The organism is Paraburkholderia aspalathi, assembly GCF_900116445.1.
In the GTDB taxonomy this organism is placed as follows: Bacteria; Pseudomonadota; Gammaproteobacteria; order Burkholderiales; family Burkholderiaceae; genus Paraburkholderia; species Paraburkholderia aspalathi.
Map to the genome: position 1 here is coordinate 36,657 of NZ_FPBH01000009.1, position 25,506 is coordinate 62,162.

Consider the following 25,506-nt stretch of genomic DNA (forward strand, 5'->3'; position numbering starts at 1 on the left):
GCAGACAGGTCTATCCCACATCTGCGCCGTCGAGCGCCAGGAGACATCATGCTCATCGACCTTCATGCCCACGCTCCGCATCCGGGCTACTACAACCAACACCCCCACTGGGGCCCGTTCTTCGAACAGCACGAGGACGGCGACGTCAAGCTGCGGGTGGGCGACTGGATCCTGACGTTGGGTTCACCCGAGCGCAAAGCAGCCGTACGGTCCGGCAAAGGGCTGAAGCTCGACGAGTACTTCGCGCGCTGGGCCAATCCGAACATACGTCTGGCCGGTATGGACGCCGCGGGCCAGAATGCCCAGGTGGTGTCGGTGCCGTCGCATTGCTACATGTACTGGGCGGAAGCGGACTTCTCGGTGCGCTACGCAAAGACGGTTAACGACACGCTCGCCGAATACTGTTCTGCCGCGCCCGATCGTCTGATGTTCTGGGCGCATGCGCCGCTGAACGTGCCTGAAGAGGCCGCGAAGGAAATCCGCCGCGCGTGCGGTGAGCTCGGTGCAAAGGGGCTGGTGGCGGGCGGCGCCAATTTCGGCGGCCTCGAATTCGATTCGCCGGAACTCGATCCGGTCTGGCAGGCGCTGTGCGACCTCGACCTGCCGATGTTTATCCACGGCTACAACCAGTCGGTCACGTGGGGCAAGAAGGCCAACGAGGACCGCTACGAGACCACGGCGATTGTCGGCATGCAGTACGACGAAACGCGTTGTTTCTGGAATCTGATCTGCGGCGGCGTATTCGACCGCTTTCCTGATCTCAAGGTGTACATCACGCACGGTGGCGGCTATGTGCCGTATCAACTTGGCCGTCTCGCGCAATGCAATGCCAATCTCGACTTCGCGCACAACAAGAAGCCCGTGCTCGAGTATCTGAAGAACTTCTATTTCGACGTCGAATTGCATGAAGTGCCGATGCGCCAGGCGCTGATCGACATTATCGGCGCGGACCGCATTTTGTACGGCAGCAATTTCGGCGGCAGCGATGCGGTGCGTCACGATCTGACCGACGGTCTGCGTTTGTCGGATGAAGACCTGCAAAAGATCCGCTGGCAGAACGCCTGCAAGCTGCTGCATCTCGACCCGGCGAAGATCGGCGTGCCGGCGGCAAAGCAGGCGGTGAGCGCATGAAGCTCGCGCGCTGCACGGACGGTGGCGCGGCGTTCTGGGCCGTAGTGGATACGGAACGCGGCGAAGCGACCCCGATCGCCGGTTCATTCGCTGAATGGGCGCCGGCACTCACCGCGAGACCGGAGGACGGCGCCGCCGCGCTCAAGCTGGCAGGGGCGCCGCGCAAGCTGGGCGAGTTGCGCTTGCTGCCGCCGGTTGAACGCGGCAATCGCGTGGTCGTCGCCGGCGCCAATTATGCGAAGCATCTGAATGCCGACTTCGGCATGAAGAGCCATAGTCAGCCGGTGGCGTTCCTGAAAGCCTATGGCGCGCTGATCGGCGCGCACGATCCGATTCGCTATCCGCCGCTCACCAAACAGCTTGACCACGAAGTCGAACTGGTCGCCGTGATTGGTGCGCAACGGGTGGATCGCGACGATCCGCTCACTAGCGTGCTGGGTTACACGGTAGGCAACGACATCAGCGCGCGCGATCTGCAACGTAGCGGGCCGCCGGGTGTCGGGATGGATCTGTTCGCTGCAAAGAGCCAGGATCGTTCGACGGGCCTCGGCCCCTGGATCGTCACGCGTGATGAATTCACGCCCAGCAGTCCGGCGTTGCGCATGACGCTGAAAGTGAACGGCGATACGCGGCAGGATGCATCGTCGGGAGAGATGACGTGGGACGTGGCGGCGCTGGTGCGCTTCGTTGACGAGCGCTCGAGCTTCGAAGCGGGGGATGTGCTGTTCACCGGCTCGCCAGAGGGCACCGGCCAGGGTACGGGCCGCTTTCTGAATCCCGGCGACGTGGTGGAAGCCTCGATCGAAGGCATCGGCACATTGCGCAACGTCGTATCGGCAAACGAATCAGCATGAAGGGAGGCAGTGGTATGACTTTAAAAAACAACAAGGTGGTCGTGGTCGGCGCGGGTCTGATGGGCACCGGCATCGCGCATGCGTTCGCGAGTTCGGGGTTCAGCACGACACTCGTCGACATGGACGAAAATGCGTTGGAACGCGCCCACAAAGGCATCGGCAAGATTCTCGACGACGGCGTGCGTCTTGGTAAATTCCAGGCCACCGCAGCCGATGCCGCCAAGGCGCGGCTCGCCATCAAAACCGACCTCGCTGCCGCCGCGGACGGTGCGCATCTGCTGATCGAAACGGTGTCGGAAAAACTGGCAGTCAAGCAGGCGGTGGTCGCGCATGCGGCAGACGTGATGGCCGACGGCGCGCTGTACGCGACCAACACCTCGGCACTCAGCGTGACCGAGATCGCCACAGCGGTGGCGCATCCGGAACGCGTGATCGGCATGCATTTCTTCAACCCCGTGCACAAGATGAAGCTGGTCGAACTCGTGCGCGGCCTTGCCACCAGCGACGAAACCGTCGCGCTCACGCGCGAGTATTCGGATGCGATCGGCAAGACGTCGATCATCGTCAACGAATCGCCGGGTTTGACGACGAGCCGCATGTCGGCGCTTGCCGGCAACGAGGCGATGTGGATGTTGCAGGAGGGCGCGGCCAGCGCGGAGGATATCGATACCGCGCTGCGTCTCGGCTTCAATCATCCGATGGGACCGCTCGAGCTTGGCGATCTCACGGGCTGGGACACGCGCCTGTCGGTGCTGAGGTATCTCCATCAGACGCTCGGCGACAAGTTTCGCCCATGTCCCCTGATCATCAAGATGGTGGCGGCGGGGCGCCTCGGCCGTAAGACCGGCCATGGCGTGTATCGCTACGAAGACGGTCAGCGGGTGCCGGGCTCGGGTCTGAAGGGGAGTTCGCTATGAGCAGCGATGTCGTGATCGTGGGTGCGGCGCGCACCCCGATCGGCAAGTTTCGCGGCTCGCTTGCCGGTGTGCGCGCCGATCATCTCGGCGCGCATGTGATCGATGAACTGGTCAAACGCGTGGGGCTCGCGCCGGAGGTCGTCAACGACGTGATCTTCGGCTGCGTCACCCAGATCGGCGAGCAGTCGGCCAATATCGCACGCACCTCCTTGCTCGGCGCGGGTTGGCCGGACAGCATTCCCGGTCTCACGATCGACCGTAAATGCGGCTCGGGCGAAGAAGCCGTGCACGTCGCCGCGGGGCTCATTGCATTCGGCGCGGCGGAGGTGGTGGTGGCCGGCGGCGCGGAGAACATGAGCCGCGTGCCGATGGGCAGCAATCGCGATCTGCATGGCGAAGCGTTCGGCTGGATGGCGAGCGAAAGGTACGAGCTGACGAGCCAGGGCGAGGCAGCTGAGCGTCTGTGCGACGAGTGGCAACTCGGGCGAGAACAGCTCGACGCGTTCGCGGTGGTGAGCCATCGGCGTGCGGCGGCCGCGGCTGCGGAAGGCTGGTTTGCGCGCGAGATCGTCCCGGTGCCAGTGCAGCGTCTGCGCGAGAAATCGCAGGAAGGCGAAGCGGCGCTTTTTTCGGCGGACGAAACGATTCGTCCCGGCACTCACGCCGATAAACTCGCGACGCTGAAGACGAGTTTTCGCAGCGTTGGGCGGCTGACGGCCGGCAATTCATCGCAGATATCGGACGGCGCGTCGGCCCTGCTGCTGATGTCCGCCACCAAAGCGAAGGCACTCGGCGTGAAGCCCCGGGCGCGTGTGCGGGCGGTTGCCACCGTCGGCGCCGATCCGACGTTAATGCTCACTGGTCCCATTGCCGCGACGCATGAAGTACTGGCGAAGGCGGGGCTCAGCATTGAGGATATCGACCTGTTCGAAGTCAACGAGGCCTTTGCGTCCGTGCCGCTCGTGTGGATGAAAGAACTCGGCGTGCCGCATTCGAAGCTGAACGTGAACGGCGGGGCGATCGCGCTCGGTCATCCGCTGGGCGCGAGCGGAGCACGCATCATGACCTCGATGCTGCATGAACTGGAACGGCGTGGCGCGCGCTACGGCTTGCAGGCGATCTGCTGCGCGGGTGGCCTCGGAACGGCGACGATTATTGAGCGACTGGACTGATGCGCGAGCCGGCATATCGAGGAAAGTTCTGGAAAGCAAACGGCGCGCTATAAACAGCGCGCCGTTTTTGCATGCGGCCGAAGTAAGCGACTGAAATCAGTCGCCCTGGCAGTTACTTCGCGAGTTCCGCGTCGATCGCCGCCACGAGGCGCGGATCGTCCGCCGCCACATCGGGGGCAAAACGCGCCACCACGTCACCACTACGGTTCAGCAGAAACTTTTCGAAATTCCACAGCACTTCGACCGGATCGCCTGATTCGATGCCATAGCCTTTCAGTCGCTCACGAAACGGACCGTCGCCGATCGCCGACGGTTGCGCGCCCGTCAGTGCCGCATACAACGGATGCTTGTCTTCACCCGTCACCGAAATCTTCGAGAACAGCGGGAAGTGCACGTCGTAGCTGGTCGAGCAGAACGATTTGATTTCTTCGTCCGAACCCGGCTCCTGGCCCTTGAAGTTGTTAGCCGGAAAACCCAGCACTTCAAGACCGGCTGCGCGCTTGTCCTGATAGAGGCTTTCCAGCCCCGTGTACTGCGGCGTTAGCCCGCATTTCGACGCTACATTGACGACCAGCAGCACCTTGCCGCGATACGGCGCGAGATTGCCGGGTGCGCCTTCGATAGTCTTAACTGGAATGTCGTAAATCGATGTGCTCATTGCGAGTCCTCTGGTTGCAGACAGATGAAAAAGTTCTATTCTGCACTGTACGTGATTCTGCTCGATCGCGTGCGGCGTGCTCTCAGGCGAGCGCGGAACTACTGCTTGATGAAGTAGCGCACGAATAGATGGCCGGCCGCGAAGCGAAATAGCTCGACCGTTTCGATCACTCGCGCGGTGCCGACCACCACGTTACGCACGTAGCAGGCAGCTTCGTTGCCGTTGATGATCTTCGCTACCGGTTCGGCGCGGATGTTCGCCCGCTGGTTCTCCCACATATACTCGAGCACAGGCCAACCGTCTTGTGGCGGCCGGCCGATGTATTCGATCGTGAGTCCTGCGGGCGCGATGCGTCGATAAGCATCGAAGAAAGCAGTCTTGTCGCCGGCGTTCCAGTGTTCGGTCTGGTCGTGCAGAAAGGCTGCGATGGATTCGGTGGTTTCGGTAGTGGACATGGTCGCTTCGTTGGAAAGGCACGCATCTTCGTGCTTCAAAAACACTTCAAAAGCGCTTCAAAGACCCATCGGGGACACGTCAGAGATCCGCGCCGCGCACGTTGCGCGCCGTGCCGTTGCGTCGATCGGATTCGCCCCAACCGAGCCAGCGGTCCGGCTCACGGGTATCGCCGATGCGTCGCCAGCGGCCTTCCTGCTGCGCCGTAATCGGAAAGCCGCCGACAAAGTCGACCATCTCGCCTTTCGGGCAGGGCAGATACTCCCACTCTTCATGCCCGTCGAGCACGATACGCGCGCTTTCGACGAAGTAGCTGCCGTCCTTGTGTGTGACGCTGCCTTCGATATCGGTGGTGGTGCGGATCTCGCCCTTGTGATTCTGGAAGATCGCATAGCCGAGATTGTCGTGACCGACCATGAAGGAGCCTGCGTCCCACGTGCCGTCCTTATAGACGGTCGCGAACGACCACCAGATCACATGCATCTTGTTGTTGACGACCAGGTCCTTCCTGAAGTGGATCGCGCCGCCTTCGGCCATATACGCCTGGTCGAAACACATCAAGCCTTTGACCTTGCGGCCATCGCAGGTGCCGGCGATATCGTAGATCTGCGAGACGTAAAACGTGCCCCATTCGGGACCCGGCAGATACCACTGCATGCCCTGGCCGAGCAGTGGGCCGCTCAGATCGAACAAGCCGTCTTCCTGCCAGCTCAGGCGTTCGCCGGAAGCCGTCAGTCGCCAGGCTGCGCCAGGTTCGCCTTCGAGGCTCGACCAGCAGGCCGTATCGCCGTCGAGCCAGCGCCGGGGAAACAGCGTCATCGCGCGCGGTTCGATACGCGACTTGTCGATGCGTAGATGCTGGCCATCCACCTGCGTCGACAGGTAGACGAATTTGGTCGGGTTCGGCGTGCTGCCGGGTTCGTTGACGGCGCGCACGAATGCATAGATTTCGCCGTCTTTATCACGCACGCAGCCGAACGGCATGCCTTTGGTCAGCTGCAGCCCGTAAAAGCCGCGCAGGTCGTGCATCGCGCGGCCGCTCACTTTGTGTGGCGCGACCAGGGTCTGGAACGTGAAATTGCCGCGCTCGGGAAGAGTGTTGAAGTGCTTCATGGTCTTTTTCGAGGAGATTCATGCTGTCAGGATGCGCAAGGTGCAAGCGCGCCGATAGAAAACGCGAAGTCAATTCCGGCATCAGTCCCAGACGATGGGCACGGACTTCGCTCCACGCAACTGGGCACCGGCAATTTTCGGGGCCGGTTTGCTGGGGTCAAGCCGAACGTTCGGGAACAGATCGAGAATCGCGTTCACTGCGCACTGCAATTCGACCTTGGCGACGAACTGGCCGATGCACATATGCGTGCCGAAACCGAAGCCGAAAGAGGGCTTGGGTTTACGGTCGATATCGAACGTATCGGGGTTGTCGAACGCATCTTCGTCGCGGTTCGCGGAGATCACCATACATTGCACCAGCGCGCCCTGGGGCACCTTCACGCCACCAATCTCGACGTCGTGCGCCGCCTGCCGTACCTTGAAAGTCGCGACCGGTTCGAATCGCACGGCTTCGTCGATCAGACGTGGAATCAGCGTGCGATCGTTGCGCACGCGCTCGACCAGTTCCGGACGCTCGAGCAACAGTGCCATGACCGAGCTAAACGTACGCGTAGTGGTCTCGCCTGCCGCAGGAAGAAGCGAACGCACGAAGGTGGTCACTTCGTGGTCGTCGAGCATGTGGCCCTCGTACTCCGCGCGCATCAGGCGGCTGATCAGATCATCGCCGTGGGCGCCTTCGGCGCGTCGTTGCACCACGACTTCTTTCACGGCGTCATAGAGGTGCTTGACTGCGGCCCCCGCGAGCGGCCCGTAAATCCTGATCTTCTCCGGGTCGATCTGATTGCCGGCCACCATCGAAAGCGCCCACGTCGCGTATTGATTGAAGCGGGCGGTGTCGTCGGTCGGGAAACCCATCAGTGCGTACATCTCGCGAATTGGGAAGTACAGACCGAACTCCATCAGTTCAGCCTGCTTCTTCGGCACCAGCGGCTCGAGAAAATCCTGACGGATCACACGGTCGAGTTCGGGCCGCCAGCGGTTCACCGTCTCCGGCATGAAGACAGGCTGCAGCAGGCCGCGCGCGCGGCGGTGAGCGTCGCCGTCCATCGCCAGCACGATCAGGCCGTCGAAGAACGCGCCGAGACCCTCGGCGATGAAGCCGCTGGTGAAGGTCCTGGCATCCCGCATCACGGCCATCACGTCCTGATATTTGAAGAGCGTCACCGCGCACTGCGCCGCTTTGGCGCCCGCGTTGGTCGGCACGCCGAGCCTTGTGGCGACGAAATCGCCCTGCATCACGGGCTGCGTATGGCGCATTTCGCGGCACAGCGCCTGCAAATCGAGGTCAGGACCCCGGAAGGTGTCGGAGACGGCGTGATAGGCCGCCTCCAGATCGAGCGTGAGGCCTTCCTGCGTGGGTGCGTTCATGTGTCTCCTCATGGGTCTTCTTCCGGCCCGGCAGCCTGATTAATGGGGTAATGGACAATGGGGCCTGGTCATGTCAGCGGACGCGGAGTCCGTCTTGCTGTGCAGCTTAGCGAGCAATGGCCGCGCTGTCCGCCGGGTTCGTTTGACGCGCCGTCAAACTGGGCGCGATACGGGTTCATCGCTATAGGCGTGGCCGTCCGAACGTCTTATATAGACATATTGACAATAAATGTTCATATATAGGCTGCGATGTCGTACGCTCAAACTGCGGACCCGAACGTCTCAGACCTCTACACCGTAGCTAGCGGCGGCAAGCTGGTGCGTCGCGAGCGCATGGCGCCAGCCCATTTGTCGGTAGACGCGCATCTGACCACGCCATCGCTCGAGGTCAATGTCCGCACATTTACGCTCGACGGCCCGCTCGACGCCATATTCCGCCCATCGATGGGCTATCTGGACCTGTCACTCGATTCGCGCGAACGCGGCGCATGCGGCGCATTTCGCGGCACGCCTGGGGGCACCTTCGGTGGCGGTGCCGACGGAACGGCATTTGGCCGGCTGGGCGAGAGTGTGCTGGTGCCGCCCGGTCAGACCTTCCATGTGCGTTGTGATTCGATGCAACGGCGCGTGGTCTGCTGCATGTTCGAGCCCGCGCGCTTCGATCAACTGCGCGACTGGCAATGGGACGCCGTCCGGCTCGACCTGTGCCGCGATTTGCGGGTGACCCAGGTACGCGACGCGATGCTGCAACTGGCCAGTGAAGCGCTTAGTCCGGGCTTTGCCAGCGCGGCGCTCGCCGAAAGTCTGTTGATGTCGATGCTCGTGCATATCGCGCGGCATGTTCGCGGCATCGATCCGCGTGCGAATCTGGGCGAGGGCAGCAAGCTTGCGCCGTGGCAGTTGCGCCTGATCCGCGAGCGCGTCGAGGGCGCGTACGGACCGTCGCCGGGTGTGATCGAACTGGCGCAGGCATGCCGTATCAGCGCGCGGCACCTGTCACGCACTTTCAGGAACAGCACCGGCGCGACGTTGAGCGCGTTTATCGCCGACGCGCGCATCCGTCAGGCCAAGGGACGGCTGGCCGATGCCGACGTGCTCATCAAAACGGTCGCATACGAATGCGGTTTCACCAGCGCCGCGGCATTCGGCGCGGCGTTTCGCAAGGTCACCGGCCATACGCCGCGCGCCTATCGATTCGATCTGCTGGGCTTGCGAACGGCTCCTGAGCACGACATGTCCGTTCGACGATAGTTTGACCGCGCAGCGCGGCAACTAGCGATTCTGCTCGGCGGCCCGTTTTCATAGCATTCAGATACGCACCGCGAATCATTCCGCGCGCGGTCCGAATAGTTCAGACAGCCCGAACGGAGACACCATGTCCACGCTGTATACGCAGCTCCTTGCCGACCCCGCCGCACTCGTTACCGCGTGCTATGACGACGCCTTCCGTCTCACCCAGCAGCAGATCCACGACATACAACTGAGCGGCGCACGCCGGCGGTTCGGTGAAATGCGCGCGAAGATTCCGGTGCTGGAGCGTCTCGCTGCAGAACAGGGCATCGACACGATCAATAGCATCGACGACGTCGCCCCTTTGCTGTTCGCGCACACGGTGTACAAGTCGTACCCGCTGTCGTATCTCGAACGCGGCCAGTTCGACAAACTTACGCGCTGGCTCAACGGTTTGACCACGGAAGACCTGAGCCACGTCGACGCATCCGGCATCAAGCTGATCGACGACTGGATCGATCTGCTCGACGTCCAAACGAATCTACGCGTGTTCCACACGTCAGGCACCACAGGCAAGCTATCTTTTCTGCCGCGCACCGACCGCGAGTGGCGCCAGAACATCACGCTATCGGCGAGTCGCATTCGTGACTGGCGCGGTCCGGGCAGCGGCCCGGATCTGATTGCGAATCCGCGTCCCTTGATTGCGCCGACCTATCGCAAGGGCGCGAGCGCCGCCGCGCGCGGCAGCGGCTATCAGGTCGAGATGTACGCGGGCGGCGAGCACAACGCATTGTTCATGTACCCCGACGCGCGTTTTTCCGCGGATGTCGCCTCGCTCTCGGGCCGTCTCGCTGCAGCCGAGGCGCAGGGTGAACTCGGTTCCTTGCATATCTCTGAAGCCTTGCTGGCCAAACGCGAGGAACTCGTGCGAGTGGAGCGCGAACGTCCAGAGCAATTGCGTAAGTTCTTTGCCGAAGCGATCACCCGTTTCGCCGGCCGTGACGTCTACATGGGCGCGGTCTGGACGATCCTGTACGAGACTGCCGCCGAAGGTCTTGCCCGAGGCGCCCGCCAGGTATTTGGCAACGGCAGCGTATTGCATACAGGCGGCGGTAAGAAAGGCAAGAACATGCCGGACAACTGGCGCGAGCAACTGGTTGAGTTCCTCGGCTTCGACAACTTCTACGAGTTTTACGGCTGCAGTGAACAGATGGGTTTCTGCATGCGCTGCGAGGAAGGTCACTACCACGTACCGCCTACCACCATCGCATTCCTGCTCGATCCGGCGACCGGCAAACCGCTGCCACGCAAAGACGGTTTGACAGGCCGCTTTGCTTCGCTCGATCTGTTACCGGGCACCTACTGGGCGGGCCTCGTGACCGGCGACGAAATCACGCTGCACGGTTACGAGAAGCCCTGCCAGTGCGGCCGTAGCGGCCCCTATCTGCTGGCCGCGATCCGCCGCTACAGCGAGAAGGAGGGCGGCGACGACAAAGTGATTTGCGCCGGCGCCCCGGCCGCGCACGACGAAGCACTCAACTTCCTGACTGAACTTTCTGAGTAAGCCGATCATGACCACTTCCTACAACGTGCCGCTGATCATTCGCGGCAAGCTCATCGAAGGCGATGCGTTGACATTCGGCGGCCGTCGCGGGGGCGTTTCTTTTTCAGCGCCGGACGTGAGCCGCCATGTCGACGAACTGACCCTGCGCGCGCCGTCGCAAATGGCCGACCTGTACACGCTGAGTCTCGAGCAGATCGTCGACTATCTGGTCGAACTCGGCCAGCACCTCAATTTTGCCGACAACCGTCATTTGCAGCAGGCCTTCGAACTGTCGTGCGCCACGTCCGGGCTGTCGGAAAGCATTCTGCGCTTTCACTACACACGCACGCCGCGCCTCTTTCAGCGCGAGGAGTTGTACAACATCGTCGCGCGTTCGGTCGGCGCCGAGTATCTGGAAGGCTGGGTCGAGCAGCCAGGCAGTCTGCCGGGCGTCACTGCGCGCACCCGTGCATTCGGCGCGCGCTGCGTTCACGTGATTGCGGGTAATGCGCCGGTGGTTGCGGTGTTGACGCTGATTCGCAACGCACTCACACGTTCCGACGCGATCATCAAGGCGCCGTCGAACGATCCGCTCACGTCCATGGCGCTGGCGCGCACGATGATCGACATGGCGCCGGATCATCCGTTGACGAAACATTTGAGCGTCGCTTACTGGAAAGGCGGCGATGAAGCGGTGGAGCGGCATATCTACGATCCCCGCAAGGTCGAGAAGCTGATTGCATGGGGCGGCTTCGATTCGGTCAAGCACATCACGCGCTATCTGCAGCCTGGCCTCGATCTGATCACGCTCGATCCGAAACTGAGCGGCACGATCATCGGCCGCGAAGCCTTTGCCGATGAAGCGACGCTGACCAGCGTGGCGAGGCGCCTCGCGCTTGACGTCGGTGCGCAGAACCAAGAGGCCTGTGTAAGCGCGCGCGTGATCTACGTGCAGTCGGGCACCGATGACGCCGGCCTTACGCGGTGCGCAAAGCTTGCCGAACTCACGTTTGCGGCACTCCAGAGCTTGCCCGAGAACCTGTCCACACCCCACAAGGCTTTCGATCCGCTGCTGAAAGAAGAACTCGACGGCATCCGCATGATCGAGGACGACTACACGGTCTTCGGCGGCAGAAGCAATGAAGGTGCGTTGATCGTCTCGCGTGACGGCGCGCCGGTCAGCTTTTCGCGCATTCTCGGTTGCCGCGTGGGCAATCTGGTGCCGATCGATGAGATCGACACCGCCGTGCGCTCGGTCAACGCGTATACGCAGACCATCGGCATTTTTCCAGAAGCACTCAAACACAACTTGCGCGACCGGCTCGCGTATCAGGGCGCGCAACGGCTGGTGTCGCTCGGCGCGGCCGCCACCTTGCAGCACAACCTCGATCGCCAGGATGCGATCGAACCGATCCGCCGCACCGTGAAATGGGTCACCGAAGAGACGGCCGATCCATTGCTGGTGGAATCGCTGGCGGGCTAAGCGCGGTCTTACCGCGATTGCGCAATCAACTTTAAACGAAGGAACGAAACCTATGAATTCGATAGACGGCAAGGTCATCATGATTACCGGGGCGAGCAGCGGCATCGGCGACGCGACGGCCAGACAGCTGGCGCAGCAGGGCGCCAAACTCGTGCTGGCCGCGCGGCGCACGGATCGCCTGAAGCATCTGACGGAGCAACTCGGCGGCGACGCCAACGTGCTGTGGGCCGCTACCGACGTTACGCAATCAGCCGATCTGCAACAACTCGCGCAGAAGGCGCGCGAGCGCTTCGGCCGCATCGACGTGCTGGTCAACAATGCCGGCATCATGCCTGTATCGATGATCGCGCAAGGCTGCGTGGACGACTGGAACCGCATGATCGACGTGAATATCAAGGGCGTGCTGTATGGCATTCACGCGGTGCTTGGTGGCATGCTGGAGCAGGGCTCGGGGCACGTGATCAATATTTCGTCGGTGGCGGGCTTGACGGTGGGGCCAGGCGGCGCGGTCTATTCGGCGACCAAATTCGCGGTGCGTGCGATCAGCGAGGGTTTGCGTCAGGAATGCGCGGGCAAGGTGCGCGTGACCTCGATCTGCCCTGGCCTCGTCGCGAGCGAACTCACCGACAGCATCACGGTGCCGGCTTTCCGCGAGCGCGCGCAAAAACTGTTCGAGGGCGCAATGTCGCCGGACGTGATCGCCGACGCGATCGTCTATGCGATTGCGCAACCGGAACATGTCGCGGTCAATGAGATCGTCGTGCGGCCGCTCTCGCAAAGTTTCTGAAGCAGAGAATGACCGACGGTGCGAGAACGAGGCGCCTTTTACCGTCGATCAGCACTACAATGCGTTAGCCGAACATCGCTGCGGTCTGCGCCGAGAAGGGCGCAGTCAACCGCATCAGCGGTGCTTCGTTTTCCCTGCATCGTGTGCCGCCTATCCATGCCTTCGACGCTTACCGATACCGCCGCGCCTTCCACGTCCGCGGCGCTTGCCTCGCCCTCACGAAAGCGAGTCACGCTCAGCCGCCTGCTGAAAGAGGCGCGCCGGGCATTTTCGGAGAAAGGCCTCGCGGGCGCACGTGTGGACGATATCGCGCGGGCAGCGGGCGTGACCAAGCAACTCGTCTATCACTATTTCAGCAGCAAGGAGCAGTTGTTCGCCAGCGTGCTCGATGAGTCTGCGCAAGATGTGCTCGCCGATCTGCTAGCGCTCGAACTCGATCACCTGCCGCCGGTGGAGGCATTGCGAGTTTTTCTGCAACACGCAATCGATCAATACCGGCTCGACCCGACGCTCGGCTCCCTGGCGCAAGAGAGCCTGCGGTTTCACGAGCACCACACGCATCCCGTCGAACGCAACCGTTTCGTCGATCTGGCGCCCGCGCTGGTCGCACAGATGGCGCGTATCCTGCAGCGCGGAGCGGCGAGCGGTGAGTTCCGTGACGGCGTGGATGCTCGCATGTTCTACGCCGCATGCGCGCTGCTGACCACCGGCGGCTTCACCAATCACTACACCGTGTCCGCCGTCGCAGGTTTCGATACGACGTCCGCCGCGGGCGCGGCGGCGTGGCGTGAATTCTCGGTGGACTTCGTGCTTTCCACGTTGCTTGCCGGCGACCGGCCACCGCTGAAGCGGCCGGCTTTGACGGCTTTAGCAGACGCCCCACGCGGCAAGAATCGCCATCACGAAGCCTGATTGGGCCGTACCGCGCCGCTCGGCTTTGCCGAGGTAGCGTTGCACGCGTTGCGCGGCGATGCGGCCCGGCATGCCGTTCACGCCGCCGCCCGGATGAATGCCGGCACCCCCGAAGTACAAACCGCGTACCGGCAGCGTCGCGCCACCCAGCCCGTAAGCGGGTCGGAATTTGTTCGAGCGCATCGTGCTGGTGTCAATATGCACCACGCAACCGTTGACGGTGTTCAGCCGCTGCGTGAAGTCGGGGGCCGCCTCCATACGGCGCGCAATCTCAAACTCTTTCAACCCGTCTACATAGTCGCTCGCCTGGTCGATCACCTGTTGCGTCACGCGTTCGCGAATCGCATCCCAGCCTTCGCGTGGCTGGGTCGGCATGGCGGGTGGGTAGAGATACACCGTGTCCTGTCCGGCAGGCGCCTGTGAAGGGTCGACCGCGCTCGGCGCGGTGATCGTCAGATAGGGCAAGGTGGGGACTTCTCCACGCGCCGAAGCACGGAAGTTTTCCAGCACGGCCTCCGTGGTGCCGATCAGCAAACAGGTCTTGCGCAGATCGAGACCGTCGCCACGTTTAGCCTCGAAACGTTTGAGCGATATCTGGCCACGCAGGGCCATGTCGACCTTCAGTGGCGACGCGCCGTGCGCGTTGGCCGGCGCATGCGCCATGCGCGTCAGGAGGCGCCTTTCGACCCGGCCGGGCGTAACCAGGTCCAGCGCGACCTTCGGGTGACAGCTCGCGATGACTGCATGCGCATAGAACGTGCGGCCGTCGGCGAGACGTACGCCGCGCGCCGCGTATTCGTCGGCGATGATCTCCGCGACGCTTGCCGAGGTCATCACTTCGCCGCCCAGTTCCTGCAGCCGTGCCGCCATCGCGTTGGACAGCGTCTGCATGCCGCCGACCACACGGCCCACGCCGAAGCGGTGCAGAAAGCCGAGCAGCGCGTAATAGATGCCGCTGCCGTCAGCCGTGATGGGACCGGCGAGGCCGGTCAGGCAACACATCGCGGAGATCGTCACCGGGTGTTCGAAATGCTCCTGTGCGGCCTGATAAGCCGAGCCGGTGAGCAGTGCCATCAGTTCGGGTTTCAGCTTGCGATTGCGCAGCGCCGCCTTGAAAGCCTCGAATTTCGCGCCGAGGTTTTTATCTGCCGGGTCGACGCGCATCATCGGAACGGCCATGTCGATGAAGGCGAACACGACCTTGATGAAGACGAGAAATGCGTCGGCGTCTTTCGGGCTATAGCGGCGAATCTCGGCTGCGGTCTTCTCCGGATCGCGCCAGAACACCAGCGAGCTGCCATCCGGATGCAAATAGACGTAACCCGGCGTCAGCTCGATCTGGCGAAAGCCGTGCCGTTCGAGCTGCAATTCGGCGGGCACGCGCGGATGCACGCGCATCGACATCATGTCGAGCGCACACGGATGAACCATGTGCTGTGGCGCGCCTTCCAGCAGATAGCCCGACGAAGCCATGCCGCCCACCTTGTCGAGCGCTTCGAGCACCAGCACCTTCTTGCCGGCCTCGGCGAGATAGCAGCCCGCGGATAGCCCGTTATGGCCGCCACCGACGATCAACGCGTCATAAGTCTGTTCTGTTGCCATGTGTCTCCGTCCTTTTTGTTGTCAGGGTGCATGGGCGTTTGCGTCGATCGCAGTGCGCGCCTTTTGTCTTGCCTCCATTCCTTAAGTGGATCACAATCTACAAATCTGTTCAACATAATGCGCTGACCATGGGTCAAACGGTTATCAGGCTGATCCTTGGGTCCGCGCGCCGAATATCAACGATGGAGACAGGCATGAGCACACCCGCCGCAGCAACTTCGCTCGAGAGCGCCTTCGCCGGCGTCGCGGATAACTACAAAGGCAGCGACGTCGATCTGCACGCGATTTATCGTGACATGCGCCGCAATTCGCCGGTCATCGCGGAAGACTTCATGGCGCGCCTGGGCGTGCCGAACATTGCCGGTTTGGACGCAGACCGGCCGACGTTTACGCTGTTCAAGTACAAGGACGTGATGTCGGTGTTGCGCGATGCCACCCACTTCACGAGCGGCTTTATCGCCGAAGGGCTCGGTGCGTTCTTCGACGGCCTGATCCTGACCGGGATGGACGGTGAAGCGCATCGCCGCGCGCGTTCGCTGTTGCAACCGGTGTTCATGCCGGATGTGGTGAACCGCTGGCGCGAGACGAAGATGGCGCCGATCGTGCGCAGCGAATATATCGAGCCCATGGTGCCGAAGCGCCGCGCCGATCTGATGAACTTCGGCCTGCATTTCCCGATCCGTTTGATCTATTCGCTGATCGGGTTTCCCGACAATCGTCCCGAACAGATCGAGCAATATGCTGCATGGGCGCTGGCGATTCTGGCGGGCCCGCAGGTCGATGCCGAAAAAGCCGCCCTGGCGCGCAAGGCGGCGATGGAAGCCGCCCAGGCGCTCTACGACGCGGTCAAGCTTGAAGTGACCGAAGTGCGCAAGAACGGTGCGCAAGGCGACGACCTGATTGGCCGACTGATTCGCGCGGAGTACGAAGGACGCTCTCTGGATGACCACGAGGTGGCGACTTTCGTGCGCTCATTGCTGCCTGCGGCGGGTGAGACCACCACGCGCACCTTCGGCTCGCTGATGGTGGCGTTGCTGGAGCGGCCCGAACTCCTCGAGCGGGTGCGTGCGGATCGCAGCCTGGTGCCAAAAGCGATCGACGAAGCCGTGCGTTTCGAACCGGTAGCGACGTTCAAGGTGCGCCAGGCGGCGCAGGACACGGAGATCGGCGGCTTCAGCATTCCGAAGGGTGCGATGGTGCAATGTATTGTCTCGTCGGCGAATCGCGATGAAGAGGTGTTCGAGAACAGCGAGAGCTTCGATATCGATCGCAAGCTCAAGCCGTCGTTCGGATTCGGCTTTGGTCCGCATATGTGCATCGGGCAGTTCATCGCCAAGGTCGAACTCGCGGTAGCAGTGAATGCCATCCTCGACTTACTGCCGAACCTGAGGCTCGATCCGGATATGCCGAAACCGCAGATCGTCGGTGCCCAATTGCGTGGCCCGCACGCGCTGCATGTGATCTGGGATTGAGGACGAACCTGGCGACGGATTGAAAAAGGCGACCCGTAGGTCGCCTTTTTACTGCGACAACGATCTTCGCTCAGATCTGCGAGGCGGGAAGATGGACGACGAGACCGTCGAGTTCCTGAGTCATGGTCAGCATGCATGACAACCGGCTATTGACACGGCGCGGCTCGGCGGTGCTGTCAAGCATCGCGTCTTCCATATCGTCGATAGGCGGCAATCTGTCTTGCCACGCTTCTTCGACAAACACGTGGCAGGTGCAGCATTGGCACGCGCCGCCACAGTCGCCGCTGATCCCGGCGATGTTGCGTTCGAGCGCGCTTTGCATCACCGTCGCGCCAACGGCCGTGTCGACGTCGGTGCGCGAGCCGTCGTGCGTGATGTATGAGAGTTTGGGCATGGTCGTCTCCTGTATAGCGTGGTTGAAGCGCCGGTCTTCGATTCGCGCGGGTCTGTGTGCAACGTGAATGGCAGACCTATAGCGACCGGCTGATGATTTCCTTCATGATTTCCGAAGTGCCGCCGTAAATTCGCGCCACCCGCGCATCCACCCATGCCTTGCCGATCCGGTACTCGCTCATATAGCCGTAACCGCCGTGCAATTGCAGCATTTCATCGAGCAGCTTGCCTTGCAATTCGGAGCCGACCAGTTTGCACATCGCGCCAACTTCGGCGCTCAGTTCGCCGCGCATCGCGCGGCCGAGGCAGTCGTCGACGAATGTGCGCAGCATGGTGGCTTGCGCCTTGACTTCGGCCAGCTTGAAGCGTGTGTTCTGAAAATCGAAGACGGGTTTGCCGAACACGCGCCGGTCACGGGTGTACTGGATGGTCTCTTCGAGCAAGGCCTCGATCGAGGCCGCCGCGCGAATCCCGATGATGGTGCGCTCCCATGCGAGCTGATGGGTCAGATAGCTGAAGCCCTTGTTTTCTTCACCGAGCCGGTTGCCGGCCGGCACGCGCACGTTATCGAAAAAGAGTTCGGACGTATCCTGTCCTTTGAGGCCGATCTTCTCCAGTAGCTTGCCTTTGGAAAAACCTTCGGTGTCTTCTTCGACGCAGATCAGGGTGAGATCGCGCGATTGCGGATCGAGCTTGGTAGCCGTGACGATCAAGCCGGCGTTGCCGCCGTTGGTGATGAACGTCTTCTGCCCGTTGATCACGTAGTGGTCGCCTTCCCGGCGTGCGCCGGTGCGCATCGACCGCAGATCGCTGCCGATGCCAGGCTCGCTCATCGCGATCACGCCGATCAACTCGCCGCTCGCCATGCGCGGCAGCCAGCGCTGTTTCTGTTCTTCGCTGCCATACGCAACGAGGTAGGGCGCGACGATTTCCGAGTGTGTCGTAAAACCGATGGCCGTGGCGTTGACGCGCGCCAGTTCCTCGATCATCACCGCGGAATGACCGAAGTCGCCGCCGCTGCCGCCATACTCCTCGGGCACGGTCGAGCACAGCAGACCGATTTCGCCGGCTTTGCGCCACAGCGATTTCGGCACGATGCCGGCCTGTTCCCACGCGTGCAGATTCGGCACGATCTCGGTTTCGATAAAGCGCCGGGCCTGCTCGCGAAATAATTCGTGGTCTTCCCTGAAAACGGTCCGCATGGTCATGTCCTGCGATTGTCGCTCTGCGTTTGGGTGGAATGGGCTGGGTCTACTACGCGTGATTTATCCACGCGTTCATTTGTCCATGTAGCGCGGTGGCCGTTTGTCGAGAAACGCGTTGACCGCTTCCAGATGATCTTCGGTGTGGTGCGCGAGCGCCTGATAGGCGGCGGACAACTCCAGCAACGAATCGAGCCGCATATGCTGGCCCTCGCGCAAGAGCCGTTTGGTCAGGCGCAGCGCGTGCGATGGGTTAGCGGCGATGCGTCGTGCCATCGCCTGGGAGTGCGCGAGCAGGTCGTCAGCGGCGACGACCTCAGCCACCAGTCCCCATTCGAGTGCTTTGGCCGCATCGATCGTGTCGCCGGTGAACGACATCACGCTTGCGCGCTGCATGCCGATCACGCGCGGCAGCAGCCATGCACCGCCATCGCCCGGGACGATGCCGACTTTCACGAAGCTCTCCGCGAACAGCGCCTTGTCCGACGCGATGCGAATGTCACACATGCAGGCGAGATCGAGCCCCGCGCCGATCGCCGGACCATTGATGGCGGCGATCACCGGCACGTCGAGCTCGTATAACGCGAGCGGGATGCGCTGGATCGTATTGCGGTAGCTGTCGCGCACTTCGTGCGGCGAACCGGCGAAGATGCCGCCGCGCTCGCGCATGTCTTTCACGTTGCCGCCCGCGCAAAACGCGCTGCCGGCGCCGGTCAACACGAGTGCTTTGATCGCGCGATCGCGGCGCACCTGCTGGCAGAGATCGACCAGCTCATCCATTTGCGCGGGTTCAGACAGTGCGTTGCGCGTCTCAGGACGGTTCAGCCACGCGGTCAGCACGGCGCCCTCGCGTTCGACGTTGAGAAAGGTTTCGCTCATGCCGCGACTCCCTGCAACTGCACCGCCGCTGCGGGCCGTTCGAGCGGCGCGAGGCGCCCCGCGGTCAGCGCCGGCCACAATCCGGACGAGCCGGCCGCGCACACGGCGGCGCCCAGCCGTTGCGCCCACAGGGTCGCGTTGCCGAATTCGCTGCGCCATGACCAGAGCCGCCGGGTCGAGTGATGCAGCGCATGTTCATGGGTGAAGCCGATCGCGCCGTGCACCGTATGCGCCGCTGCGGTCGCGAAGCTCGCCGCTTCGGCGCTGCACACTTTCGCTGCAGCGATCGGCAGTGCGGCGAAGCCGCCGGCGCCGTCGAGCGATGCGCTGAACGCGCACTCGGCGGCTACCGCTGCCGCCGCGGCATGTTCGGAGAGCACGGCGATCTGCTGCTGCAGCGCCTGGAATGCACCGATTGGCTTGCCGAACTGCACGCGTTCGGTGGCATAGAGAATCGTCAGGTCGAGCACCACCTGCAAGGCGCCCGCGATCTGCGCGCTGCGCAGCATCGCCGCGCCCAGCTGCAGCGCGTCGGCTTGCAGATCGGCGGCCAAGGGCACGCAGCTCACGCAGGCGGCGCGTTCGAAATGCAGATCGTCGCGCGGTTCGCCCGCAGTGTTCAGGCGCAATGTCGCCTGTGCATCGGCCGCGTCGAGCAGCACCAGGATCGGCTCCTTGCCCGCGGTGATCGCAACCACGTGGCCAACGTGACGGCCCCAGGGCACGTCCAGCAGCGTGCCGCTCACGCGTCCCTGTTGTAGCGTCACCGAGCCGCCACCCGCGATGCCGAGCGGTGCGTTGATTGCTTCGAGCCCGCATTCGCCAAGCAGCGCATTGGCCAGCAGCGTTTCGGCGAGCGGTAAAGGCAGGTTGTGACGGCCTGCCGCGCGCACTACGACGAACAGGTCGGCCCAGCTCGCGCCAGCGCCACCTTGCGCTTCGGAAGCGGCCGCTACGGCAAAACCGGATTCTTCGATGGCACTCCACAAAGACGCCGGCCACGCGCCGGTTTCACTGTCGCGTAGTACTTCGGGAGTGACGATGTCGCCGAGCAGGCGCTCGATGGTGGATTCGAAAATTTCTCTCATGACGATTACCGCAGTCCAAGTCCACGGGCGATGATGCCGCGCAGGATTTCGCGCGTGCCGCCGCGCAGGGAAAAGGAAGGCGCCATCTGCATCAGATAGGCGAGGACTTGTGCATGGTCGCTGCCGCCGGTGGTGCTGGGCAGCGTGTCGAGCAGCAGTTGCGCGACGTCGGGAATCTCCTGTTCGAAGCTCGTGCCGAGATCCTTGACGCACGACGCGGCCCACGCGGGGTTCTGTCCGGCCGCAAGTTCCGCCGTGACCGAGAGCGACATCTGCCGCAGCGTGAAGAGCCGCGCTGTCAGCCGGCCGATCTCGCGTGCCTGCAAGGCATCCGGACGGCGGCCAATCGCATCGATCAACGTATGCAGCAACGCGATGCTGCTTAGAAAGCGCTCGGGTCCGCTGCGCTCAAACGCGAGTTCAGCGGTGACCTGGTTCCAACCCTGACCCTCGGTGCCAACCAGCGCGTCGGCGCCGAGTTGTACGTCGTCGAAGAACACTTCGTTGAAATGCTCGCCGCCGGCCAGGTCGCGGATCGGGCGGATCGTGACACCTGGCGCTTTCAGATCGATGATGAATTGCGACATGCCTTCGTGCCGCGCGCCGGATTTTTCACCCGTGCGTACGAGCGCGATCATGTAGTGCGAGTAGTGCGCGTTGGTGGTCCACAATTTGTGGCCATTGAGCACCCAGCCGTCGCCTTTGCGTTCGGCGCGAGTACGGATCGACGCGAGGTCCGAACCTGAATTCGGCTCGCTCATGCCGATGCAGAAGTAGCTTTCGCCACGGCAGATCGCCGGCAGATAGCGTTCGCGCTGCGCCTCGGTGCCGTAGCGTAGAAGCAGCGGACCGCTCTGGCGATCGGCGATCCAGTGTGCGGACACGGGCGCGCCCGCCGCGAGCAGTTCTTCGATCACGACATAGCGCGCAAACGGGCCGGCCTCGCTGCCGCCATAGCGTTTGGGCAACGCCATACCGAGCCAGCCGCGCCGGCCGAGCTCGCGGCTGAACGCGGGATCGGCGCCCATCCACGATTCGGCGCGTTTAAGCGGCGGGCGCGTTTTCAAAGTCTCGGCCAGGAACGCGCGTACCTGCTCGCGCAGCGGCTCGGCGTCGGTGGGAATGCGGTGATAGCGAAAGGCAGTAGCGGACATAGTTCGGATGGGACGCAGGGAGCGGGCACCGGGTCGCGCCGATCGTGGCCTGGGATGTCGAGCGCATTCGAGCACATTCGCCAGGCTACACCGGCCGCGTAGGTCGCTTGAACCACGAAGCCGATGCACGGCGCGCGGCCCGGTCTGTGTTGCTCAGGCCGCGGCGCTCTGCTGCCGCGGCGTGGGTGGATCGCTTTACAGCGCGGCCTGTGCGTCGGCGGCGGCGAACATCCGATTGATGTCGCCGGAGGTCACCGGCTTGTTCGGATCGCGCACCGGCGCGGCGCCGCCCATGCCAAGCGCGGGCTCGATGCTCACATGCTTCGCTTTGGCGCGCAGCGCACCGACCGTGCAGTTCTCGCGGCCGAGGATCGGGAACGGATCATAAGAGAACTCGCGCATCGCATTCAGGTGAGTGATCTTGTTGATCACATCATCGGATACGTTTTGTGCTTGTGCCTGTTCCCAGAACACGTCGGCGGAATTCGGCCACGTGCAGTCGGAGTGCGGGTAGTCGCATTCCCACGTGACCTTGTCGAGGTTGATCGAATCGAGGTTCTTCAGGCCGAACTGATCTTCGATGAAGCAGGTGATGATGTGCTCGTTGAAGATATCGCTTGGCATCTTGCCGCCGAAGTTCGACATGGTCCACGCGTGATGGTGACGGTGCGTGAAATCAGCGCGCTCCAGCAGATACGGAATCCAGCCGATGCCGCCTTCCGAGAGCGCCATGCGTAGCGTCGGGTATTTCTTCCACATCGGCCCCCAGATCCAGTCCGCGGCCGAATTCGCGATCGAGATCGGCATGGAGGTGATCCACGCATCGATCGGCGATTCGTCGGAAGCGTGGTCGGCCTTCGCACCGGTGCCGATATGGCAGCAGATCACCACGTTGTTGTCGGCACACGCCTTGTAGACCGGATCCCAGTGATCGTTGTGGATCGACGGGTAGCCGTGCAGCGAAGGGTTGTCCGAGAGCGACAGGGCGTGCACGCCCTGTTTGGCCATCCGTTCGACTTCGGCAGCGGCCGCTTGCGGGTCCCACCACGGCGCGATCATCAACGGCATGAAGCGTCCCGGCGCGGCATTGCACCAATCGTGCAGATGCCAGTCGTTGTACGCCTGGATGGCCGCGAGCGACACGCCGCGATCCGCATAGGCCTGAAAGCGCTGACCGGCGAAGCCGGGGAAAGTCGGGAAGCACAGCGAGCCGAGCACACCGTTGGCGTTCATGTCGTCGACGCGGGCTTTGATGTCCCAGGTGCCGCGGCGCATATGCTCGTAGCCGAGCGGCTCCATGCCGTACTCTTCCTTCGGCCGGCCCACGACGGAATTGAGGCCCATATAGCCGGTGGCTTTTTCTTCGAATTCCCAAACATCGCGGCCACTGCGCTGCACGACTTTCGGTTCGCGGCCCTTGTATTTGGCGGGCATGTGGCGTGTGAAAGCGTTAGGCGGCTCGATCGCGTGATCGTCTACGCTGACGAGAATGAGGTCTTCCAGTTTCATCGGGGGTCCCCGTAGTGAAGGGGCTCGCCTGCGAGTCGGCGAGCCGGGTTTGGAGTGAGTTGGTAGAGAGATAGTAGATAACAAGTTAAACACAATCAACGATAATGTTCACTTAAGTGTGTTTGACGCGGCGTTTTTAGGGTTTACAGGGAGAGGAAGAGGGGATTTTTGCGAGCGGCACGCGCTGTCCGCACGCTACGCGGCGTGGGGCTTCTTTAAATTTACGCGCTGTGGACTGCCGTCAGAGGCGAAGGCGGTGCGAGGGAGGGGACTCGAACCCCCGCACCTTGTGCGAATGCGGATTGATACGTCGAATGAGAAGAAAAAATCAGAACAGTACCGACTCCAGCCGGTGAGCCAGGTCGCGAACGGCCTCGCCAAGCGCCTCCACTTGCGCGTCCCCTCGATCACCCCGAATCATGACCGTAGAGACGGTAAAGGCGATGTTATCGCTCTTGTCGCAGACAGCAGCGGCAATCGCCATCACACCGGTAGCGAAGTACCCGTCGTCACTGGCCCAGCCGCGCCGCCGCGCGCGATTCACCTCGCGCACATAGGTCTCGAGCGAAATGGGCCGCGCCCAGCGCAACTGTTCAAACTCGTCACGCAACTGTTCATCGGTAAGCCCGAGGCGCGCCGCGAAAAGGCGTCCACTGGCCCCCATCAGAATCGGCAGCCGCTGGCCGGCCGGCATATCGATGTGCAAATCCGTCGGACTCGATTCGGAACTCACCAGCACGATCCGGTCCGCGCCGAGCCGACGCCATAAGGTCACGGTGACGCCGAACTCCGCGGCAAGATCCTGCATCAGCGGCGTAGCCAGTTGCAGCCGCTGCCCCTGCGTGACCAACTGCTCCACCAGCCGTGCCAAGCCGAGGCCTGCCGAATACGTCTTCGACAATGCATTGAAATCAACCACGTCCTCAGCAACGAGTGTGCGCAGAATATTGAAGCAAGTACTTGGATTGATCGACAGATGCCGCGCGATGTCAGCGGCTCGCTCCGGCGCACCTGTCTGGGTGAGGTAACGCAGAATACGGATTGCATTCGCAACGGGCTTCACCGTTACCGCGCTCGTTGCGGCACGGCTTTTCGGCGTTTGATCAGCAGAGCGGCGCGTCACGCTCGCACGGGTACCTACGGACTCGCTTACAGCAGTGTTCTTCTTTGTCGTCATGGGTGGCGGTCTCTTGGTTGCCGTCCTGGCACTGGCAACGTGCCGTTCATTCTCTATCCTCGCCCGCAACACGTGCGGCGCCAAAGGGTGTTCACAGTGTTCCGGAATCGCTCCAGAATCGTTCTACAGGCAGTGATTATATTCTGAAGCCAGAATAGTCCCGGCGCAAAGCCTTTGTTCATAGTGGCTTACCCGATCAAGCCGGCGCGACCGGCGATTCGTTCATCAATGGCCAAACACCTCCACAAGCCCCTGCAGCCAGGGTCAACCCGGACCATAAAATAAACACAATTAAAGAATCTGTGCATATAATTTCCAGCCAATGGCCTTGAATGGCTACGCGTCCAAAGGAGGAGACATGAATTCGGAAATCAAGGCATCAGTGGTGCTGCGCGTGAGCGCCGATCGGAGCCGCTGCTGCGGTTATGGCCTGTGCGCGCAACTGTGTCCGCAGGTCTACAAGCTCGACGAGGACGGCCTCGTTTATCTCGAAGCGGAGACGATTCCCGCCGAACTCGAGGCTGACGCACGCGAAGGCGCGGCCGCCTGTCCCGCTGAGGCGTTAAGCGTCGAAGCGATCGCCGGCTGAGCCAACGGGAGAACGCATCATATGGGACGGCTCGAAGGAAAGGTCGCGCTGATCAGCGGCACCGGCGGCGGCCAGGGCAGAGCAGCCGCGCTGCGCTTCGCACGCGAAGGCGCAAAGGTGTTCGGCTGTGATTTGAACGCGGCGGCGCAGCAGGAAACAATCGCGCTGCTGCGTGACGAAGGCCTCGACATGGCCGGCACGGGCAGCGTCGATCTGGGCGATCCGCAAGCCGCCCAGGCGTGGATCGAAGACGCGGTCGCCACCTATGGCCGCATCGACATTCTGTACAACAACGCGTCGGCGGCACGCTTCGCTCCGATCAGCGAGATGTCGGTCGACGACTGGCGTTACACGTTGCGCAATGAACTGGACATCGTGTTCTATCCCACGCGCTTTGCCTGGCGTCATCTGGCAGTGCAAGGCGGTGTGATCGTCAATATCTCGTCGGTGGCGGCCTGGGGTGCCTCGGCGGCCACCGGTATCGGTGCGCATTCGGCAGCGAAGGCCGGCGTGATCGCCCTGACACGGCAACTCGCGGTGGAAGGCGTCAAGCATCGGATCCGCGCGGTGAGCATCAGCCCGGGCGTGGTCGTCACACCCGGCACCAAACCGTTCCTCGATAACCCGGCCACGCGTTCCATGCTGCTCGCCGGCATCCCGATGGAACGCGCGGGCGAAGCAGAAGAAATCGTCGCCACAGCTTTGTTTTTGGCATCGGACGAGGCCTCGTACATCACCGGCACCGACATCGTCGTGGACGGCGGCATGCTCGCGCTCTAATGGCGCCGTGCATGCCTGAGAGAACACATTATCAGGAGAC

At 62.5% G+C, this 25,506-nt stretch carries 24 protein-coding genes; 12 read left to right on the top strand and 12 right to left on the bottom strand.

Annotated elements, in window-relative coordinates; genetic code table 11:
- Window positions 1–48: 48 nt before the first annotated feature.
- The 4 genes from BM438_RS15865 to BM438_RS15880 are packed head-to-tail and all read left to right on the top strand — an operon-like array spanning window position 49 to window position 4,074.
- Complete coding sequence (locus tag BM438_RS15865; RefSeq protein WP_093635179.1) at window positions 49–1,131, top strand: amidohydrolase family protein; 1,083 nt, start codon at window positions 49–51, stop codon at window positions 1,129–1,131.
- Window positions 1,128–1,985 carry a fumarylacetoacetate hydrolase family protein gene (locus BM438_RS15870; protein WP_093635180.1) on the top strand — a complete coding sequence of 286 codons (858 nt, stop codon included), beginning with the start codon at window positions 1,128–1,130 and terminating at the stop codon, window positions 1,983–1,985. Before BM438_RS15865 ends, BM438_RS15870 begins: the two co-directional genes overlap by 4 nt.
- Window positions 1,986–1,999: 14 nt before the next feature.
- Window positions 2,000–2,902, top strand: a complete 903-nt coding sequence (locus tag BM438_RS15875; protein ID WP_093635181.1) for a 3-hydroxyacyl-CoA dehydrogenase — start codon at window positions 2,000–2,002, stop codon at window positions 2,900–2,902.
- Window positions 2,899–4,074 carry a thiolase family protein gene (locus tag BM438_RS15880; protein ID WP_093635182.1) on the top strand — a complete coding sequence of 392 codons (1,176 nt, stop codon included), beginning with the start codon at window positions 2,899–2,901 and terminating at the stop codon, window positions 4,072–4,074. Before BM438_RS15875 ends, BM438_RS15880 begins: the two co-directional genes overlap by 4 nt.
- Window positions 4,075–4,186: 112 nt before the next feature.
- On the opposite strand, the gene BM438_RS15885 is transcribed toward BM438_RS15880, so the two are convergent.
- From BM438_RS15885 to BM438_RS15900, 4 genes are all read right to left on the bottom strand, one after another.
- A complete protein-coding gene (locus tag BM438_RS15885) occupies window positions 4,187–4,732 on the bottom strand; it encodes a glutathione peroxidase (RefSeq protein ID WP_093635183.1) in 546 nt (181 codons plus the stop codon).
- A gap of 98 nt (window positions 4,733–4,830) precedes the next feature.
- Window positions 4,831–5,187 carry a hypothetical protein gene (locus tag BM438_RS15890; protein WP_093635184.1) on the bottom strand — a complete coding sequence of 119 codons (357 nt, stop codon included), beginning with the start codon at window positions 5,185–5,187 and terminating at the stop codon, window positions 4,831–4,833.
- A 79-nt stretch (window positions 5,188–5,266) separates the two neighbouring features.
- Window positions 5,267–6,298, bottom strand: coding sequence for a hypothetical protein (locus BM438_RS15895; protein ID WP_093635185.1), 1,032 nt, complete (start codon window positions 6,296–6,298; stop codon window positions 5,267–5,269).
- An 81-nt stretch (window positions 6,299–6,379) separates the two neighbouring features.
- The gene (locus BM438_RS15900; RefSeq protein ID WP_093635186.1) at window positions 6,380–7,666 is read right to left on the bottom strand and encodes a cytochrome P450; all 1,287 of its coding nucleotides are present in this window, start codon (window positions 7,664–7,666) and stop codon (window positions 6,380–6,382) included.
- A 249-nt stretch (window positions 7,667–7,915) separates the two neighbouring features.
- On the opposite strand from BM438_RS15900, the gene BM438_RS15905 reads away from it, so the two are divergent.
- From BM438_RS15905 to BM438_RS15925, 5 genes are all read left to right on the top strand, one after another.
- Window positions 7,916–8,917 carry a helix-turn-helix transcriptional regulator gene (locus BM438_RS15905; RefSeq protein WP_093635187.1) on the top strand — a complete coding sequence of 334 codons (1,002 nt, stop codon included), beginning with the start codon at window positions 7,916–7,918 and terminating at the stop codon, window positions 8,915–8,917.
- 124 nt (window positions 8,918–9,041) lie between these two features.
- Window positions 9,042–10,460 carry a long-chain-fatty-acid--protein ligase gene (locus BM438_RS15910; protein ID WP_093635188.1) on the top strand — a complete coding sequence of 473 codons (1,419 nt, stop codon included), beginning with the start codon at window positions 9,042–9,044 and terminating at the stop codon, window positions 10,458–10,460.
- 7 nt (window positions 10,461–10,467) lie between these two features.
- A complete protein-coding gene (locus BM438_RS15915) occupies window positions 10,468–11,922 on the top strand; it encodes an acyl-CoA reductase (protein WP_093635189.1) in 1,455 nt (484 codons plus the stop codon).
- 52 nt (window positions 11,923–11,974) lie between these two features.
- Entirely contained in the window at window positions 11,975–12,709 is a 735-nt protein-coding gene (locus BM438_RS15920; RefSeq protein ID WP_093635190.1) for an SDR family oxidoreductase, read from the top strand.
- Between the two features lie 156 nt (window positions 12,710–12,865).
- The gene (locus tag BM438_RS15925; RefSeq protein WP_093635191.1) at window positions 12,866–13,621 is read left to right on the top strand and encodes a TetR/AcrR family transcriptional regulator; all 756 of its coding nucleotides are present in this window, start codon (window positions 12,866–12,868) and stop codon (window positions 13,619–13,621) included.
- Here BM438_RS15925 and BM438_RS15930 read toward each other — a convergent pair.
- Window positions 13,577–15,223, bottom strand: coding sequence for a phytoene desaturase family protein (locus BM438_RS15930; protein WP_093635192.1), 1,647 nt, complete (start codon window positions 15,221–15,223; stop codon window positions 13,577–13,579). The genes BM438_RS15925 and BM438_RS15930 overlap by 45 nt on opposite strands.
- A 194-nt stretch (window positions 15,224–15,417) precedes the next feature.
- Here BM438_RS15930 and BM438_RS15935 point away from each other — a divergent pair, with 194 nt between their 5' ends.
- Window positions 15,418–16,695 carry a cytochrome P450 gene (locus BM438_RS15935; protein WP_093635193.1) on the top strand — a complete coding sequence of 426 codons (1,278 nt, stop codon included), beginning with the start codon at window positions 15,418–15,420 and terminating at the stop codon, window positions 16,693–16,695.
- A 70-nt stretch (window positions 16,696–16,765) separates the two neighbouring features.
- Here the strand turns inward: BM438_RS15935 and BM438_RS15940 are convergent, their stop codons facing one another.
- The 7 genes from BM438_RS15940 to BM438_RS15970 form a co-directional block, all read right to left on the bottom strand.
- Window positions 16,766–17,089 carry a 2Fe-2S iron-sulfur cluster-binding protein gene (locus BM438_RS15940; protein WP_093635194.1) on the bottom strand — a complete coding sequence of 108 codons (324 nt, stop codon included), beginning with the start codon at window positions 17,087–17,089 and terminating at the stop codon, window positions 16,766–16,768.
- Window positions 17,090–17,165: 76 nt separating this feature from the next.
- Entirely contained in the window at window positions 17,166–18,290 is a 1,125-nt protein-coding gene (locus BM438_RS15945) for an acyl-CoA dehydrogenase family protein (protein WP_093635195.1), read from the bottom strand.
- A 75-nt stretch (window positions 18,291–18,365) separates the two neighbouring features.
- Complete coding sequence (locus BM438_RS15950) at window positions 18,366–19,169, bottom strand: crotonase/enoyl-CoA hydratase family protein (RefSeq protein ID WP_093635196.1); 804 nt, start codon at window positions 19,167–19,169, stop codon at window positions 18,366–18,368.
- Window positions 19,166–20,257 carry an acyl-CoA dehydrogenase family protein gene (locus tag BM438_RS15955; protein WP_093635197.1) on the bottom strand — a complete coding sequence of 364 codons (1,092 nt, stop codon included), beginning with the start codon at window positions 20,255–20,257 and terminating at the stop codon, window positions 19,166–19,168. Before BM438_RS15955 ends, BM438_RS15950 begins: the two co-directional genes overlap by 4 nt.
- A 5-nt stretch (window positions 20,258–20,262) precedes the next feature.
- Window positions 20,263–21,411, bottom strand: a complete 1,149-nt coding sequence (locus tag BM438_RS15960) for an acyl-CoA dehydrogenase family protein (RefSeq protein ID WP_093635198.1) — start codon at window positions 21,409–21,411, stop codon at window positions 20,263–20,265.
- 195 nt (window positions 21,412–21,606) lie between these two features.
- Window positions 21,607–22,920: an amidohydrolase family protein gene (locus BM438_RS15965; protein WP_093635199.1), complete on the bottom strand. Its 1,314-nt coding sequence runs from the start codon at window positions 22,918–22,920 to the stop codon at window positions 21,607–21,609.
- Window positions 22,921–23,248: 328 nt separating this feature from the next.
- The gene (locus BM438_RS15970; RefSeq protein ID WP_093635200.1) at window positions 23,249–24,097 is read right to left on the bottom strand and encodes an IclR family transcriptional regulator; all 849 of its coding nucleotides are present in this window, start codon (window positions 24,095–24,097) and stop codon (window positions 23,249–23,251) included.
- A gap of 358 nt (window positions 24,098–24,455) precedes the next feature.
- Here BM438_RS15970 and BM438_RS15975 point away from each other — a divergent pair, with 358 nt between their 5' ends.
- Window positions 24,456–24,686: a ferredoxin gene (locus BM438_RS15975; RefSeq protein WP_093635201.1), complete on the top strand. Its 231-nt coding sequence runs from the start codon at window positions 24,456–24,458 to the stop codon at window positions 24,684–24,686.
- A 21-nt stretch (window positions 24,687–24,707) separates the two neighbouring features.
- Window positions 24,708–25,466: an SDR family NAD(P)-dependent oxidoreductase gene (locus BM438_RS15980; protein WP_093635202.1), complete on the top strand. Its 759-nt coding sequence runs from the start codon at window positions 24,708–24,710 to the stop codon at window positions 25,464–25,466.
- Window positions 25,467–25,506: the final 40 nt, after the last annotated feature.

What these genes read in the sequence shown, in the direction of transcription:
- BM438_RS15975 (WP_093635201.1), top strand. Translation starts at nt 24,456, where the DNA reads ATGAATTCGGAAATCAAGGCATCAGTGGTGCTGCGCGTGAGCGCCGAT.
- BM438_RS15870 (WP_093635180.1), top strand. Translation starts at nt 1,128, where the DNA reads ATGAAGCTCGCGCGCTGCACGGACGGTGGCGCGGCGTTCTGGGCCGTA.
- BM438_RS15910 (WP_093635188.1), top strand. Translation starts at nt 9,042, where the DNA reads ATGTCCACGCTGTATACGCAGCTCCTTGCCGACCCCGCCGCACTCGTT.
- BM438_RS15895 (WP_093635185.1), bottom strand. Translation starts at nt 6,298, where the DNA reads ATGAAGCACTTCAACACTCTTCCCGAGCGCGGCAATTTCACGTTCCAG.
- BM438_RS15915 (WP_093635189.1), top strand. Translation starts at nt 10,468, where the DNA reads ATGACCACTTCCTACAACGTGCCGCTGATCATTCGCGGCAAGCTCATC.
- BM438_RS15930 (WP_093635192.1), bottom strand. Translation starts at nt 15,223, where the DNA reads ATGGCAACAGAACAGACTTATGACGCGTTGATCGTCGGTGGCGGCCAT.
- BM438_RS15900 (WP_093635186.1), bottom strand. Translation starts at nt 7,666, where the DNA reads ATGAACGCACCCACGCAGGAAGGCCTCACGCTCGATCTGGAGGCGGCC.
- BM438_RS15885 (WP_093635183.1), bottom strand. Translation starts at nt 4,732, where the DNA reads ATGAGCACATCGATTTACGACATTCCAGTTAAGACTATCGAAGGCGCA.
- BM438_RS15925 (WP_093635191.1), top strand. Translation starts at nt 12,866, where the DNA reads ATGCCTTCGACGCTTACCGATACCGCCGCGCCTTCCACGTCCGCGGCG.
- BM438_RS15965 (WP_093635199.1), bottom strand. Translation starts at nt 22,920, where the DNA reads ATGAAACTGGAAGACCTCATTCTCGTCAGCGTAGACGATCACGCGATC.
- BM438_RS15955 (WP_093635197.1), bottom strand. Translation starts at nt 20,257, where the DNA reads ATGAGAGAAATTTTCGAATCCACCATCGAGCGCCTGCTCGGCGACATC.
- BM438_RS15950 (WP_093635196.1), bottom strand. Translation starts at nt 19,169, where the DNA reads ATGAGCGAAACCTTTCTCAACGTCGAACGCGAGGGCGCCGTGCTGACC.
- BM438_RS15905 (WP_093635187.1), top strand. Translation starts at nt 7,916, where the DNA reads ATGTCGTACGCTCAAACTGCGGACCCGAACGTCTCAGACCTCTACACC.
- BM438_RS15865 (WP_093635179.1), top strand. Translation starts at nt 49, where the DNA reads ATGCTCATCGACCTTCATGCCCACGCTCCGCATCCGGGCTACTACAAC.
- BM438_RS15880 (WP_093635182.1), top strand. Translation starts at nt 2,899, where the DNA reads ATGAGCAGCGATGTCGTGATCGTGGGTGCGGCGCGCACCCCGATCGGC.
- BM438_RS15960 (WP_093635198.1), bottom strand. Translation starts at nt 21,411, where the DNA reads ATGTCCGCTACTGCCTTTCGCTATCACCGCATTCCCACCGACGCCGAG.
- BM438_RS15890 (WP_093635184.1), bottom strand. Translation starts at nt 5,187, where the DNA reads ATGTCCACTACCGAAACCACCGAATCCATCGCAGCCTTTCTGCACGAC.
- BM438_RS15945 (WP_093635195.1), bottom strand. Translation starts at nt 18,290, where the DNA reads ATGCGGACCGTTTTCAGGGAAGACCACGAATTATTTCGCGAGCAGGCC.
- BM438_RS15970 (WP_093635200.1), bottom strand. Translation starts at nt 24,097, where the DNA reads ATGACGACAAAGAAGAACACTGCTGTAAGCGAGTCCGTAGGTACCCGT.
- BM438_RS15935 (WP_093635193.1), top strand. Translation starts at nt 15,418, where the DNA reads ATGAGCACACCCGCCGCAGCAACTTCGCTCGAGAGCGCCTTCGCCGGC.
- BM438_RS15920 (WP_093635190.1), top strand. Translation starts at nt 11,975, where the DNA reads ATGAATTCGATAGACGGCAAGGTCATCATGATTACCGGGGCGAGCAGC.
- BM438_RS15980 (WP_093635202.1), top strand. Translation starts at nt 24,708, where the DNA reads ATGGGACGGCTCGAAGGAAAGGTCGCGCTGATCAGCGGCACCGGCGGC.
- BM438_RS15940 (WP_093635194.1), bottom strand. Translation starts at nt 17,089, where the DNA reads ATGCCCAAACTCTCATACATCACGCACGACGGCTCGCGCACCGACGTC.
- BM438_RS15875 (WP_093635181.1), top strand. Translation starts at nt 2,000, where the DNA reads ATGACTTTAAAAAACAACAAGGTGGTCGTGGTCGGCGCGGGTCTGATG.